We start from the raw sequence: 13,202 nt of genomic DNA, 5'->3' as shown, positions 1-13,202 counted from the left end.
GATTTTATCAGTTATTTCCAGCGAGAAAGATTTTATACAATTCAAAAAGACCTGATATAGGAATAGTCAGGTCTCAATAAAAGGTTAGTTATCCAGTAGCAATAGAAAGGACATTGAATAGTTTTCTCTGCTTCCGATAAAGCTCCTGCGCTTCTTCTACTGTGATTTCAGCAAAGCGGACTTTTGTTCCAGGCATCGCCTGTGCGAGCAGAGGAAGATCGACAGAAATGATAGTGGCAATCCTTGCGTACCCGCCTGTTGTCTGTCGTTCTGCCATCAAAATGATTGGCTGCCCGTTAGAAGGCACCTGGATTCCTCCTGCCGGAATGGCATCAGAAATAATATCTGCTCCGTCAATGTGGCCAAGTTCTGGTCCTTCGAGGCGATACCCCATTCTGTTTGACTGGGGTGAAATCATGTATTCATTTGATAAAAATCGTTTTATTGCATCAGGATGAAATTTTTCCAGATGAGGGCCGAGAATCACCCGCATTTCAAGCTGGGCAATATATTCAGGAATAAAGTCTTTATGTATAAAGCGATTTTTCCGGACAAAAGGCCTTCCGTATAAAATATCCCCTGACTCTAGTGCCCGGCCATTAAAACCGCCCATCGTACCATTGAGAAAAGTGGACTTGCTGCCTAGCACGAGCGGGACATCAATTCCGCCGGCAAAGCCTATGTATGCCCTTGCCCCGCTTTCCACTTTACCGAATGACAGAATATCTCCTTTTTTAAAAACAAAGCTTTTCCACATGGATACTTTTTTCTTGTTCACCATTGGCTGCAGAATCCCGCCGCAAATGGCAATCGACATATCCGTCATTGCTTCAAGACTGGGGCCAAGCATAGTAACTTCCAGTCCTGCTTCATTAAGAGGGTTTCCAACCAGGAGATTGGCCATTTGCAAGGAATAGGGATCCATCGCACCTGAAGCACTGATGCCATACTGCTGATAACCCGTTCTCCCTAAATCCTGTACTGTTGTCTGCAAGCCTGGCTTAAGGACTTTAAACAAGGGTTCCGTCATAGAGAATCCCAGCTTCTGCCGACTTCTATTCCTTCAGCTTGTAAAGCTTCTCTTAATTCAACGGCAAATTCCAGTGCCCTGGGCTCGTCTCCATGAATGCAAATGGTATCTGCCTTGATTTCAATGTCTGTCCCGTCAACTGCCTCAATTCTTCCTTCTCGTACCATCCGGATCACTCTTTTTATTGCTAAGCCAGGATCGTGGATGATCGCAGTTTTCTCCGAACGCGGTGTCAGCGAACCATCAGTCTGATAGGTTCGGTCAGCAAACACTTCATGCGCCACCTGCAGGCCTTTTTCCTCTCCCGCTTTCACAAGCCGGCTGCCTGCAAGTCCGAATAGAACAAGTGTTGGATCGGCATCAACCACTGCCCTCGAAACAGCATCGGCGATTGCTTTATCTTTTGCAGCCATATTGTACAATGCGCCATGCGGCTTAACATGTTCGACTTTTGTGCCACAAGACTTTGCTATAGCAGCAAGAGCGCCAATCTGGTACACAGTCAGATTGTAAATTTCCTCCGCACTCATCTTCATTTCTCTCCTGCCGAAACCATGCAAGTCAGGAAAGCCAGGGTGCGCACCAATCTTCACTTCATATGCTTTTGCCATTTTCACCGTTTCCATCATGACATTATGATCACCGGCATGATACCCACAGGCAATGTTGGCCGAAGTGATATACTTTAGCACTTCCTTGTCATTGCCAATTTTAAATAATCCGTAGCTTTCACCTAAATCACAGTTAAGATCGACACTTAACACTTTCCTCACCTCTTTTCAAAACTGTTTACCTGGTAGCATCGCCCATTTGTTTTATCGTTAAAAATTGCTCCTCACTGATAGGGACAAATTTAATATAATGACCGGAACTGAACAGGAACGGTTCCTCCTTCGCTGGAGAAAATAAAGTTACAGGAGTGGTGCCAATAATCCTCCATCCTGAAGGAACATCAGCAGGATAAATGCCTGTCTGATTCCCGCCAATCCCGACAGCACCGGGCATCACACTCTGCCTTGGCTTCTCGAGCTAGCACAGCCAGCTTTTCAGACAAGCCTCCCAGATACGGAAACCCAGGCATGAATCCCATCATGTAGATGAGGTATTCTCTATTTGCATGAAGATTAATGACTTCCTGCTTCTCCAGGCCATGATAATCAGCGACATAAGCCAAATCCTGGCCCCATTCCCCACCATAACAGACCGGTATTTCATAGACGAACTTCCTGTCTGTTTTAGAATCTCCGGGAGACAGGCTGACTTTTTCAAGCTCAGCTTTGAGAGATTCATAGGCAATAATCTCAGGTTGGTAATAAATCGTTAAAGATGTATAGGCAGGCACCCATTCTATGATGCCCCTAATCTTTTCTTTTTCCAGTTTGCTGACGAAAAGCTGTATTTGCTTGTTGGTTCTTTCATTAATTTCATTACCGAATGACATAACTGCAGCCAAATCACCAAGCGGCGAGATTACATACTCCATCCTTGCTCCTTTTAAAAATGCCAGACAAGTATCATCTGGCATCATCTTATTGTCGTACTCCAACCGCGGCACACGTTTCAACAATCACCTTCAGTGCTTTGGCCATTGTTTCCTGGGGCAGTGAAGGCAAGGATGGATTCATCGCTGACATTTTCGTCGATGCAGGAAAATGGATAAATCCAGCCTTGATGTCCAGATTATTTCTCCGGATATGATTCAAAACAGCATATAAGGTATTATTGCAAATAAATGTGCCGGCACTGTTCGACACAGCTGCAGGAATGTTCATCTCCTTCAGATTCTTCTCGATCAAACGGTTGGGCAAGGTGGCGAACAAGCCGTCCGGTCCATCATCGTCAATCATTTCATCTTTCGGGATCCTTCCTTTATTATCTGGATAAGGATCACCGGAACCTGTATCCTTCACATTGATTCCAATCCGCTCCGGCGTAATCGCTGTTCTGCCTGCTGCCAGACCACAGGAAATCACCACATCAGGCTGGAAATCGTCCATCTTTTTTATCAACTCTTCACCGCACTCATCATAATTAACAGGCAAAAGGATCGTTGAAATGTCCACGTTCTCAATGTCAAACTTCTCTGCTTCAAGCAGCAATTCCTCAGTAGGATTTATGTTCATTTTTCCAAACGGCTCGAAGCCGGATATTAGAACCTTCATTTGGCAGACCTCATTTCACGGTTTAAACTTAAATTGGATGTATTAAAAATTTTACTATAGTTAACTATGGATATATACCTTTTGAACTCGTAAAATTGGGTTTAGTTTCAATATTAGCTTTCGATAGAATCTGTTTTGCACATCCGGCAGCAAAATTCAAGTCGCCCTTTCTTAACAGTATTCTGTGCCTTTTTTTTTACCTCTGAATGCATAAAAAGCATCAGTTTCTAAAGAAACCGATGCTTAACGCTTTAATATGCAAAGTGGTGATTGCCTATCTGTTTGGTCACTGTTCTGGTAAAAATCCATTGATTAGTTGCGATCTTCGGATTATAGTAATAAACCGATCCATAAGAAGGGTCCCATCCCAGCAAAGCATCCTTTACTGCAAGGTACGCTGTATTATTCGGCCGAAGATTAAACTGGCCATCATGTACCGCTGTAAAAAGCATTCCTTTGAAAGACGACATCATGTACTGTGTCAGGAAAGTCATTAGAATCAAGCACCTGGCTGTCCAAACCAAGAATAGCAAAAATGCCGAAGCTGCTGCCATGCTTTTTAAATACTTCTTCAAACTCTCCACTCCCACTCCATTTAACTTGTATGTATGATCAATTCCAGTGGACTAACCAACTGCACCTCCTTTTTCATATCCATATACATTTCCCTGTTGTGAAAATTGAAAACTCGTACAAAAGAATCGAAATAATTAATGGTACAAATTTCTTAGTCCCGTATCTTTTTTCACTTAATGATCGTTATTAGAATACATTGTAAAAATATTTAGCTTTACGAAGGTTTATATTTATCCGATAATTATGGAGAAGAAAAATATACGAAACCGAGAGGCAAAGGAAATGTGGAGAAATAAGAATGTCTGGATTTTATTGACCGGCGAGTTTATAGCCGGGTTAGGACTATGGCTTGGAATCATCGGAAATCTTGAGTTTATGCAGGAACATATTCCTTCTGACTTTTTAAAATCGCTGCTGCTTGCTGCTGGGTTACTGGCTGGGATTGCAGTTGGACCTCTTGCAGGAAGATTGACAGACCAATACAGCAAAAAGACTGTCATGCTGATTTCTGGTTTTGTACGAATAATCAGTGTCGTTTTTATGCTGATTGCCATTCAAACCGGTTCAGTTTGGTGGATGCTTGTGTTCCTTGTGTTATTGCAAATATCTGCCGCTTTCTACTTTCCTGCACTCCAGGCAGCAATCCCGCTTGTCGTTAGCGAGAAGGACTTATTGCAGCTGAATGGAGTCCATATGAATGTATCCACATTGTCTCGTATCATCGGGACTGCCGCTGCAGGAATTTTGCTTGTCGCCATTCCTTTGAATGCTGTGTATCTCCTTTCGATGGCTGCCTACATTGTCCTGTTCGGATTGACCTGGTTTTTACAGTTTGACGAAAATAAAAAGTCCCCTGTAATCAAAGATGGCCAGCAAAAACAAGGGTTCAAAGACGTCTTCCCAATCATTGTCAAGCTGCCGATTGTGATGATGACCTTGATTTTAACCTTGATTCCACTTATATTCCTTGGAGGCTTCAACCTGGTTGTCATCAATATAAGTGAGTTGCAGGACAGTTCTGCCATCAAAGGCTGGATTTATACAGCCGAAGGTCTCGCCTTCATGAGCGGCGCATTTTTGATCAAACGGATCAGCTATAAATTTTCACCGTATAAAATTTTGTTTGCAAGCTCGTTGTTGATTGGCTTCTCCCAGCTGATGCTCTATTTTGCCAATCAGCCAGTTCTTACAATCATCGCCTTTCTGCTTTTCGGATTTTCAGTAGGCTGCTTCTTCCCGACAGCCGCTACCATTTTCCAGACTAGAGTGCCTAAAGACTTTCATGGCCGTTTCTTCTCTTTCCGGAATATGATGGACCGCGTCTTCTTCCAGGTCGTCCTGTTGATGACCGGATTCCTTCTCGATGCAGTAGGACTCCAAAATATGAGCGTCATGTTCGGTGCCTTGTCAATCGTGATGACCGCGATCTTTTTCATGAGGTCCCGCAATTTAAGAGCAAGCGCAGAAACCGAGCAAAGCCCAAGGTCGTAAAATCACGTTAAAAGCTGCCATTATGGAATGGCAGCTTTGTTTATTCATAGATTGAGTTTTAGATAGAAAATAAAACCGATTGATTTTATGACGGACACTTTTCTTCTCAACTATCGAATTTCTGTCCGTCATCGGGGTTATGACGGACACTTTTCTTCTCAATTATCGAATTTCTGTCCGTCATCGGGGTTATGACGGACACTTTTATTCTCAATTATCGAATTTCTGTCCGTCATCACGTATATGACGGACATTTTTCTTCTCAAATATTGAATTTTTGTCCGTCATCCGGGTTATGACGGACACTTTTCTTCTCAACTATCGAATTTCTGTCCGTCAGTGAAACTTGTGTTCAAGTACATCCGTATTATTAGGTAATGATTTATTCTAGGGGTGATCGTCAATGACTCTTTTTATCGGTATCCAGCTTTTTATTATTGTTTTGTTCCTGTTCTTTGGCTGGGCGATTGTAAAAAAGGAATGGTACTGGCTTATTTCTAATTTCAATGGCAAACCGAAGGATGAGCAGCAGCAATTAATCAAGAATGGCTATCCGCAAAGAGTCGGGAAGCTGATGAGCGCTACTGCAGCGGGGATGGTCATTCTGCTGCCTTTAAGTTTCACATCTTTCCAATATTCGATCGAGGTTCAGTTCGGTTTTATGATGGTATTCCTTCTCGGCGGTCTCATTTATCTTTCAAAATATGAAATAAAAGAGAAGCGTAAGCGGAGCTATATCTTCAGTAGCCTTCTCGCCATTGGAACCATTGGGTTTACTGTATGGCTTTTCTTTATAGGGTACCAGGACTTTGAAATGAAGGACTATGAGGATTCTTTTGAAATCACAGGCATGTATGGCGGAGAATGGGAATATGCAGAAATTCGTCATGTTGAACTTTTAGAGGAAATGCCAGAAGTGACATGGAAACAAAATGGGTTCGGTCTTGCAACAATGGCAAAGGGCATTTTCAAGGTAGAGGAATACGGGAGCAGCCTGCTTTTCATCCACAAAGATTCACCGCCTTATTTATTCATCGAAACGGACAATGACAAGATTTTCATCAGCAGCAAGAATCCAGATGAAACCGAAGAATGGTATGACATTCTATCAGAAAAAACAAAGTAGAGGGTGTCCCGTGAAAAAACGGGCACCCTTTATTTATATCTAAATCTCTTTGGTGAGTCTCGTGTGATTCCCCCAGCAACTACATTATCGGATACATCCTTCGTGACGATAATTCCGGATGAGAACAACGATCATTAGAATGTCCAGTTATTGGAATGGAGGATTCGGGTTGACTTGTTTGACTTCAACACTTACTAATAGTAACCTGATTAATGCTTACTAAAAGTAACTACAACTTTGGAGGAATAGATATGAACACATCTGAGACTAGCCTGGCCACGGTAATTCGTGAACGCCGTTCTGTCAGAAAATATGACCCTAACCTCAAGATTTCACAAGAAGAGATTTTAGATATTTTAAAAGAAGCAACCCTGGCACCTTCTTCAAGCAATCTCCAGCCATGGAAGTTCCTCGTCATCCAGGATGAGGAAACCAAAAAAGAACTAAGAATGATCGCCAACAATCAGGAGCAGGTCGAAACTGCTTCAGCGGTTATTGCGGTTCTAGGCGACAGAGAAATGTATCATAATGGCGAGAGAGTATACCGCAGTTCTTTCGAAGCTGGATACATGGACGAAACAACAATGAGCAGAATGATTGAGAACACGAATAAATTATACCCTGCTGCACCCATTGGAATAAGAGAGAACATCGCGTCCTTTGATGCCGGTCTTGTTTCCATGCAACTCATGCTGGTTGCCAGAGCACGAGGTTATGATACTGTACCAATGGGCGGATTCAACAAACAGCAATTCATCGAGAAATTCAACATTGATGACCGCTACATGCCAGTCCTGCTGCTGGCTCTTGGAAAGGCTGCTGCACCAGGACATCCTACGACTCGCATTCCGGTCGAGGAAATAGTTGAATTTATATAAGCACATAGAAAAGAACTAGTCCGTGGACTAGTTCTTTTTATTAGGAATCTCACAACCATCGTCATCACAAATCATGCTGTCATCACTGTTCAAAACGGTGATCTGATTTTCGGCAATGACCTTTTTCAATGACTGGACTATTACATCAGTCGGCTGTGCGCCAGTAATGGCATACTTCTTATTGATCAGGAAGAATGGTACACCTGTGATGCCATACTGCTGGCCAGTGCTTTCATCAGCTCGGACTTCCTCAGCCATTTCATCGCTTGCAAGCATTTTCTCTACTGCTTCACGATCAAGCCCGACCTCTGCAGCAAGCTCTGTCAATGTTCCATGGTCCCCAATGTGCTTCGATTCGGTAAAATAGGCACGTAAAATTCTTTCGGTCATCTCTGCCATCAGCCATGCTTTTTCGCAAACATCGTCAAACGGTGGGCATCAAATGTATTGGTTAAAATGAGCGTGTCCATATTATATTCAAGGCCGGCTTCCCTGGCCATTTGCACCATATTAGCCGTGCTCGCTTTCGCCTGGGCTACACTCATTCCATATTTCTTCGCTAAACCTTCATATATATTATACTCAATGTCCCGTCCCATGTTCGGATCAAGCTCGAAGCATCGATACGTCACTTCAATTGGGTGATCGATCTGTTTAATAGCGTCATCCAGACGCCTTTTGCCAATATAGCAGAACGGTCAAGCAAAGTCTGTCCACATTTCAATCTGCATTATGGATCCCTCCAGTTGGTTATTTCACACTATAGTATAGGTGTAAATCTTGTAAAATACACGAGATTCGACTCGGAGAGGTAAGCTTATCATTCCCCACAATGCATACCTATTCTATTTCGTAAACCAGCCAGTCTGATTGCCTTCCACCCATTTTATTGTAAAGCCCTTGGGCAACGAAGTTATCCTTGGCCGTTTCCCATGTCATATAAGCGAAATTATTTTCCCTGACATGTGCGAGGCATTTTGCAAAAAGCTGCTCGCCCGCCTTTTGGCCTCTTGCCTCGGCTGAAACGAATAAGTCATTAAGAATTGCCGCTCGTTTAACCTGGAGAGTGCTGAAAGTATAATACAGGGTTGCAAATCCCACGATTTCTCCTTCTTTTTCAGCCACAAATTGCAAACCCGATTCAGGGTGACTTTGCAAGTGTTGAATCAAATTTTTCAATTCTGCTTCATGTGGTTCTGGTTGCTTGTAAAAATCAACAATGTATTGGGTCATTAAATGGTATAACTTTGGAATATCTTGTTCTTCAGCTGGTCGTATGGTTAGCTCTTCCATGCCATCGCCTCCGGGAATATATTTTTCTCAAGCTCTATAGCCTCTTTTATAATGCACAGTTTATTCTGGTGGGTGCCAAGCATTGTCATAATTTCCTGTCTGCTCTTTTCTTCAAAATACCTGTTCCAAACAAACATCTTCCTGAAAATCTTAAAAGTTGGAGCGTAATTAGCCTTTTCAACTCCAAGTTTTTGCAAGATGAATCTTCTGATGATCCTGTATTTTCTTTTTCGATAGGAAAGGTCCAAGAAAATGATTATATCTGCCTTTTGAAAGCTCTCCGCAACCCATTCGTAATGGACACCCTCGATTATCCATGAATCGGTGTTAGCGATTGACTGCAAATATTCATTTCGGTCCTTTTCGCTCCGCCTGATATCTCCTCCAGCGGTTCTCTTCCAAACAACATTGTCAAGCTCATAATGCGGTAATTTGAATCTGACTGACAGACTTCTGGCCAGAGTCGTCTTCCCGCTTCCGACAGAGCCGATGATATGAATTTTGTTAGGCTTCATTTTAGTCATAAAACATCATCACTTTGTTTATAGGTTAAATAAAAATTCTCTTCTTATATTGTTTTTCCTCTTTTTTTGCAAAATAAAAAGCTGCCTGGGCAGCTTTTTCAAATTATGCATTTTGCAGAGTCTGGATTTCTTTGAATGCTTGATGTAGATTTGATTTTACCATTATACCTTCAAGGTTTAGTCCAAGCGTCACCATTGTATGGGCTACCTCTGGACGGATGCCGGTCATGATGGTCTTTACCCCAACTAGTGATAGGGCGCTGATTACCTTGAACAGCTGGTCCGCAACCATCGTATCTACGATCATGACTCCGGACACATCAAAGATAAGGTGAGTAAGCTTGAGTTTTACAGCCTGGTCCAATGTTTCTTCCATCAATAGCTGGGCCCTTTCAGTATCAACATTACCGACAAGAGGCAATACACCGACTCCAGGCATTAATGGAACGACTGGCACTGACAGTTCCAGCAATGCTGTTTTTGCATTTTCAAGGCTCTTTTGGTGCGCGTCGACAAACGTGAGGCTGAAGCTGTAAATAGCATGGTCCATCAATGGATCTATAATATCCAAAACACCAAAGATGGCTGAAGCAGGCATATCCTTTGCTTCTTCTTTGATTGCCTTCCAAATATGCTCACGGTAAAAGCTTGTATCTTTAAGTGCTTCATCAAGAGATGCGCCGAGCTTATAGATATACTCGCCAGTTTCTTTACCCCAGTTTGTTATTTTAGCAAATACCTTTTCTTGATCTTCATGCTCAATCAATGCTTGACCGAATAACTCAATGAAATCCGCCCGGATCTCGAGGATTTGCTGTTCAATTTTACCAAGGTCATATTTTTGAGCTTCTGTCAAAACCGCTTCAGAATACCTGTCTTCGTGGACCGCCTTGGCGATTTCATGCTTCCTGCTGACAATTGCTTCTCCCAATGCTTGCAGTTCTGTGGTCATGTAGATTCCTCCATGTGTTCAATGACAATTTTATATATATACTTTTACGGATTATATTCCAAAATACACTCTTATAATCCATCATAACGCAGGTTCAGAAGGCAGGACAAGTTTTTGAACTTATGGACATTCAACGAATCTGATTTCCAGGCAAAGTAAACCAGCTTTTTTTACCTTATCCCGGCAAATGTAAAAAGAACTGCGCCATATACCAGATTAGGTAATAGATGGGAACAGTCCTTTTTTATAAAAGAAAGCAATTAAATTCATCGCTGGCTCTGGCATTTTTTTCGGGAAGCGTTCATGCCTGTAATATTTATAAAAAGCGTTTTTTAAGTCTTCCCACTGAGAACATTGCTTCGTCTGCCGAAATCGAGCCACATCTATAAGCTTGACTTCATCATCTGGAGTGATGATGATGTTCCGCAAATGGATGTCAGATGGATTCAAGCCTTTTTCTTTTGCAAGCTTAAGGGCATAATCGACTTCCTCAATATGGCCGGCGGCAATCGGCATGCCATTAACTAAACATTGATAGAGCGTCATGCCCCGGACGTAATCCATGACTAAATAATTGCGTCCCGATTCATGGAGAGAAGGGAAAAATGGATTTCCCGCAAGCTCCTTGTAAATCCCTGCTTCTTCTGCTGCAATCTTCTCATACTGCGGAAAAAAAACCTTTAAAACTAGATCTGTACCGTTGATCCTGAACGCGAACGCGCTCCTTCCCTCTCCAACCAGCTTTAGAGATGGATCTTTATGAACCAAAGCAGCTTTTGTTCCTCTGATAGAATAAACAACACTATTTGCCAGATGTTCATATTGATTCATACTCTCGCTCCTCTCACTGTATTGCCGAAAGGCGGTGACGGTTTTTTACACGCACAGATTCATCCGTTCAGCCCTTCACCACCTTGATCATGTCTTCATCCCAGCTTTCAACGCCCTGTTTAAAGACCAGCTTTGTTTTAAATGATAAGAGATATCCTTGCTTGATGGTGGGACATCCAAGGGCAGCAGGAAACTGAACGGCACCATATCATCTCCATCTGGCTGAATCCTCAACTGTACATCGATTGATACAGTATCCAGTACCTTTTCTGCTTCTGTCTTCAAATTCACCATGACAAGGGCACACTCAATGAGCTGGAGATCCTGGTCAACCGTCCCCCCCTTGATCAAAAATTTCCCATTCACCGAATCACCAGGGACTAAAACATCCTTCTCCAAAATCAGGTCGATCTGGGCGGAGCCTACTCCCAGCAAAGACATATACTTCCGTAGTAACATCTTGTTCCTCCGTTATTTATTTTTTTGGATTGGTGTATTTGTCATCAAGCCGCTTCTCGATGTTCTCGATCCGCTTTTGGTCTGCTAACAATTCTTCCTTGTTCTTTTTAACAAGTTCATTAAAACTAGTCTTTATTTTCTTCACAACATCCACACTCCAATACTTAAATTTATGTTTATCGTTAGGAAAATGCCTCATTATATCTTTAGATGATTTATAAAAATGTTTCTACATTCCTTGCTCTTGCACGCGCTTGTGAGAAACCACTTTTTCTAACCTTATTTGATTACCCATAAAAAAACCTTCACCCGCTCAGGTGAAGGTCTGAAAACAAATAAAGACCTTCACCAAATATGGCAAAGGTCTTGCTAACAACTATCGTTGCCAACAAAGCCGGGAGTGATCTCCGTAATGACGACTCTGTTGTGAAAGCTACTCCCCTTTAGGAGAAACTATTCAAATGTATACGATTATGATACATGACAATTTGTATTCCGTCAATTCTTTGGAATTCAGCTGGAAGGTCCATCCTTTATTCCGCCGCCTCGCCGAACTTCCCTTCCTGATAATCACGGTAAGCCTGGCGAATTTCCTCCATCGAATTCATCACAAACGGTCCGTAGGCGACCACTTCCTCTTTGATTGGCTTCCCGGAATATACCAATACTTTTGAGCGTTTATTCGCTTTCAGCATTAGTCCGCTTGTACCTTCGCCTCCGTCATTAAAAGTCAAAGTCGCCGCTGAAGACTTTTTGAGGTTTGTTTGACTTGAGCCGGCCTCGATATCACCTGAAAGTATATATAGGAATGCGTTATGTGATTCCGGCAATTCGTATGAGAAGTCCGCGCCTTCAGCTAGCTGGATTTCTGATAGTGTAAAAGGCACTAATGGCTCGAGAGGCCCTTTCACTCCAGCAGATTCTCCTGAATACACCTTTAAAGTCCCGCCTTCAAACTGGACAACAGGTGCATGCTCGGAATACACGTTTTGATAAGAAGTGGTTGTTTCTTTCAGTTCCTTAGGAAGATTCAGCCAGAGCTGCAGTGTATGTGCTATATCATTATCCACTGCCTCTTCAGCATGCCGCGCACCGCTTCCGGCGTTCATGTACTGGATATCACCAGATTCCAGGATGCTGTGACCTCCATGGTTGTCAATGTGCTCAAGCCTTCCGTCAATGATATAAGTAATTGTCTGGAAACCGCGATGCGGGTGATCGGAAAACGTCCCGCGCTTAAACCAGTCCTCCGCCATCAAAATGAAAGGATCCAACTCCCTCCAGTTTTGCGGATTAAGTACAAGTCCTGCCTGGACGTGCGGCATCCCTCTCTCTTCATATTGAACGGTCCAATGTTTCTTGATATCTCTATTAAACATTTACATAACCCCTTTATCTAAAGTAGCCTAAGTTCTTATCACCAAATTATAACAACCCCATGATATATTTTAAAATAAAGATACTTTAAACTGAGATTTCATGCTGGACCTCCAACTATTATTCTAAGAAAATTATATTGTGAGAAGGTCTTTTATCCTATACAATATAAAACTGGCTTTTAAATAACGTGGTTCGTAACCATCCCACGTAAAAAAACTAGGAGAGATGAAAAATGAATACGAGAATGATTGTCCGAAACGGGATTTTGGCCGCCTTATATATAGCCGTTTCTGCCGTCATCCAGCCATTTGGCTTCACAAATGTGCAATTCCGCGTGTCGGAAATGTTCAATCACTTAATTGTTTGGGCAGTACCTGCAGGCGGTAAGGAAACCGGATATGAAGCGGAAATCGTCCGTCAGCTTTTTATGAAAAGTGGTGTCATTTCCGGAGTGAAAGTCAAGGTTCAGTACTTTGAGATAAAAGTAACTGGAAGAGAAA

18 protein-coding genes, 1 pseudogene and 1 riboswitch are annotated in these 13,202 nt (G+C 42.5%); of the genes and pseudogenes, 4 read left to right on the top strand and 15 right to left on the bottom strand.

Translation table 11 applies throughout. The features are described 5' to 3' along the window. Positions 1–88: 88 nt before the first annotated feature. From JCM21738_RS02040 to JCM21738_RS02020, 6 genes are all read right to left on the bottom strand, one after another. Positions 89–1,030, bottom strand: coding sequence for a 5-oxoprolinase subunit C family protein (locus JCM21738_RS02040; protein ID WP_023625659.1), 942 nt, complete (start codon positions 1,028–1,030; stop codon positions 89–91). Further along, positions 1,027–1,794 (bottom strand): LamB/YcsF family protein, encoded by a 768-nt coding sequence (locus JCM21738_RS02035; RefSeq protein ID WP_023625660.1) that lies wholly within the window; start codon positions 1,792–1,794, stop codon positions 1,027–1,029. The genes JCM21738_RS02040 and JCM21738_RS02035 overlap by 4 nt, the downstream gene beginning before the upstream one ends. Before the next feature lie 25 nt (positions 1,795–1,819). After that, positions 1,820–2,035 carry a carboxyltransferase domain-containing protein gene (locus JCM21738_RS26520; RefSeq protein ID WP_256360161.1) on the bottom strand — a complete coding sequence of 72 codons (216 nt, stop codon included), beginning with the start codon at positions 2,033–2,035 and terminating at the stop codon, positions 1,820–1,822. After that, positions 1,983–2,558: a 5-oxoprolinase subunit B family protein gene (locus JCM21738_RS02030; RefSeq protein ID WP_256360160.1), complete on the bottom strand. Its 576-nt coding sequence runs from the start codon at positions 2,556–2,558 to the stop codon at positions 1,983–1,985. The genes JCM21738_RS26520 and JCM21738_RS02030 overlap by 53 nt, the downstream gene beginning before the upstream one ends. A 1-nt stretch (position 2,559) precedes the next feature. Continuing rightward, positions 2,560–3,192 (bottom strand): pyroglutamyl-peptidase I, encoded by a 633-nt coding sequence (locus tag JCM21738_RS02025; RefSeq protein ID WP_023625662.1) that lies wholly within the window; start codon positions 3,190–3,192, stop codon positions 2,560–2,562. 251 nt (positions 3,193–3,443) lie between these two features. Beyond that, positions 3,444–3,767, bottom strand: coding sequence for a cell wall hydrolase (locus JCM21738_RS02020; protein ID WP_052019537.1), 324 nt, complete (start codon positions 3,765–3,767; stop codon positions 3,444–3,446). Between the two features lie 244 nt (positions 3,768–4,011). Between JCM21738_RS02020 and JCM21738_RS02015 the strand changes: the two genes are divergently transcribed. The 3 genes from JCM21738_RS02015 to JCM21738_RS02005 all read left to right on the top strand — a co-directional run bounded on the left by JCM21738_RS02015 (position 4,012) and on the right by JCM21738_RS02005 (position 7,263). Then, positions 4,012–5,259, top strand: coding sequence for an MFS transporter (locus JCM21738_RS02015; RefSeq protein ID WP_256360159.1), 1,248 nt, complete (start codon positions 4,012–4,014; stop codon positions 5,257–5,259). A gap of 403 nt (positions 5,260–5,662) precedes the next feature. Next, positions 5,663–6,385: a DUF3784 domain-containing protein gene (locus JCM21738_RS02010; protein WP_023625665.1), complete on the top strand. Its 723-nt coding sequence runs from the start codon at positions 5,663–5,665 to the stop codon at positions 6,383–6,385. A gap of 251 nt (positions 6,386–6,636) precedes the next feature. Next, entirely contained in the window at positions 6,637–7,263 is a 627-nt protein-coding gene (locus JCM21738_RS02005; protein ID WP_023625666.1) for a nitroreductase family protein, read from the top strand. Positions 7,264–7,290: 27 nt separating this feature from the next. Here the strand turns inward: JCM21738_RS02005 and JCM21738_RS26515 are convergent, their stop codons facing one another. The 9 genes from JCM21738_RS26515 to JCM21738_RS01965 form a co-directional block, all read right to left on the bottom strand. Beyond that, positions 7,291–7,662 carry a DsbA family oxidoreductase gene (locus JCM21738_RS26515; protein WP_256360158.1) on the bottom strand — a complete coding sequence of 124 codons (372 nt, stop codon included), beginning with the start codon at positions 7,660–7,662 and terminating at the stop codon, positions 7,291–7,293. Further along, on the bottom strand, positions 7,662–7,901 hold the full coding sequence (locus JCM21738_RS26510; protein WP_256360163.1) for a thioredoxin domain-containing protein: 240 nt from the start codon (positions 7,899–7,901) through the stop codon (positions 7,662–7,664). The genes JCM21738_RS26515 and JCM21738_RS26510 overlap by 1 nt, the downstream gene beginning before the upstream one ends. 202 nt (positions 7,902–8,103) lie before the next feature. After that, positions 8,104–8,556: a GNAT family N-acetyltransferase gene (locus tag JCM21738_RS01995; RefSeq protein WP_023625668.1), complete on the bottom strand. Its 453-nt coding sequence runs from the start codon at positions 8,554–8,556 to the stop codon at positions 8,104–8,106. Beyond that, positions 8,544–9,080 (bottom strand): P-loop NTPase family protein, encoded by a 537-nt coding sequence (locus JCM21738_RS01990; protein ID WP_023625669.1) that lies wholly within the window; start codon positions 9,078–9,080, stop codon positions 8,544–8,546. The genes JCM21738_RS01995 and JCM21738_RS01990 overlap by 13 nt, the downstream gene beginning before the upstream one ends. Positions 9,081–9,183: 103 nt before the next feature. Continuing rightward, positions 9,184–10,032, bottom strand: a complete 849-nt coding sequence (locus tag JCM21738_RS01985; protein ID WP_023625670.1) for an STAS domain-containing protein — start codon at positions 10,030–10,032, stop codon at positions 9,184–9,186. A 216-nt stretch (positions 10,033–10,248) separates the two neighbouring features. Then, positions 10,249–10,863: a hypothetical protein gene (locus JCM21738_RS01980; RefSeq protein WP_023625671.1), complete on the bottom strand. Its 615-nt coding sequence runs from the start codon at positions 10,861–10,863 to the stop codon at positions 10,249–10,251. Between the two features lie 87 nt (positions 10,864–10,950). After that, positions 10,951–11,322 (bottom strand): sporulation protein, encoded by a 372-nt coding sequence (locus JCM21738_RS01975; RefSeq protein ID WP_052019536.1) that lies wholly within the window; start codon positions 11,320–11,322, stop codon positions 10,951–10,953. Positions 11,323–11,338: 16 nt separating this feature from the next. Beyond that, a complete protein-coding gene (locus tag JCM21738_RS01970; RefSeq protein WP_023625673.1) occupies positions 11,339–11,467 on the bottom strand; it encodes an FbpB family small basic protein in 129 nt (42 codons plus the stop codon). A gap of 388 nt (positions 11,468–11,855) precedes the next feature. Beyond that, positions 11,856–12,701 carry a pirin family protein gene (locus tag JCM21738_RS01965; protein WP_023625674.1) on the bottom strand — a complete coding sequence of 282 codons (846 nt, stop codon included), beginning with the start codon at positions 12,699–12,701 and terminating at the stop codon, positions 11,856–11,858. A gap of 182 nt (positions 12,702–12,883) precedes the next feature. Beyond that, a riboswitch (PreQ1 riboswitch) is annotated at positions 12,884–12,928 on the top strand. 6 nt (positions 12,929–12,934) lie between these two features. Here JCM21738_RS01965 and JCM21738_RS22925 point away from each other — a divergent pair. After that, positions 12,935–13,069 (top strand): annotated as a pseudogene (locus tag JCM21738_RS22925) (QueT transporter family protein); the annotation flags it as partial. Positions 13,070–13,202 lie beyond the last annotated feature (133 nt).

This window comes from Mesobacillus boroniphilus JCM 21738 (assembly GCF_000517385.1).
GTDB classification, from domain to species: domain Bacteria; phylum Bacillota; class Bacilli; order Bacillales; family Cytobacillaceae; genus Mesobacillus; species Mesobacillus boroniphilus.
This window is presented reverse-complemented; position numbering and strand designations above follow the sequence as displayed.

What these genes read in the sequence shown, in the direction of transcription:
- JCM21738_RS02040 (WP_023625659.1), bottom strand. Translation starts at nt 1,030, where the DNA reads ATGACGGAACCCTTGTTTAAAGTCCTTAAGCCAGGCTTGCAGACAACA.
- JCM21738_RS26520 (WP_256360161.1), bottom strand. Translation starts at nt 2,035, where the DNA reads ATGCCCGGTGCTGTCGGGATTGGCGGGAATCAGACAGGCATTTATCCT.
- JCM21738_RS02030 (WP_256360160.1), bottom strand. Translation starts at nt 2,558, where the DNA reads ATGATGCCAGATGATACTTGTCTGGCATTTTTAAAAGGAGCAAGGATG.
- JCM21738_RS02025 (WP_023625662.1), bottom strand. Translation starts at nt 3,192, where the DNA reads ATGAAGGTTCTAATATCCGGCTTCGAGCCGTTTGGAAAAATGAACATA.
- JCM21738_RS02015 (WP_256360159.1), top strand. Translation starts at nt 4,012, where the DNA reads ATGGAGAAGAAAAATATACGAAACCGAGAGGCAAAGGAAATGTGGAGA.
- JCM21738_RS02010 (WP_023625665.1), top strand. Translation starts at nt 5,663, where the DNA reads ATGACTCTTTTTATCGGTATCCAGCTTTTTATTATTGTTTTGTTCCTG.
- JCM21738_RS02005 (WP_023625666.1), top strand. Translation starts at nt 6,637, where the DNA reads ATGAACACATCTGAGACTAGCCTGGCCACGGTAATTCGTGAACGCCGT.
- JCM21738_RS26515 (WP_256360158.1), bottom strand. Translation starts at nt 7,662, where the DNA reads ATGGCAGAGATGACCGAAAGAATTTTACGTGCCTATTTTACCGAATCG.
- JCM21738_RS01995 (WP_023625668.1), bottom strand. Translation starts at nt 8,556, where the DNA reads ATGGAAGAGCTAACCATACGACCAGCTGAAGAACAAGATATTCCAAAG.
- JCM21738_RS01990 (WP_023625669.1), bottom strand. Translation starts at nt 9,080, where the DNA reads ATGACTAAAATGAAGCCTAACAAAATTCATATCATCGGCTCTGTCGGA.
- JCM21738_RS01985 (WP_023625670.1), bottom strand. Translation starts at nt 10,032, where the DNA reads ATGACCACAGAACTGCAAGCATTGGGAGAAGCAATTGTCAGCAGGAAG.
- JCM21738_RS01980 (WP_023625671.1), bottom strand. Translation starts at nt 10,863, where the DNA reads ATGAATCAATATGAACATCTGGCAAATAGTGTTGTTTATTCTATCAGA.
- JCM21738_RS01975 (WP_052019536.1), bottom strand. Translation starts at nt 11,322, where the DNA reads ATGTTACTACGGAAGTATATGTCTTTGCTGGGAGTAGGCTCCGCCCAG.
- JCM21738_RS01965 (WP_023625674.1), bottom strand. Translation starts at nt 12,701, where the DNA reads ATGTTTAATAGAGATATCAAGAAACATTGGACCGTTCAATATGAAGAG.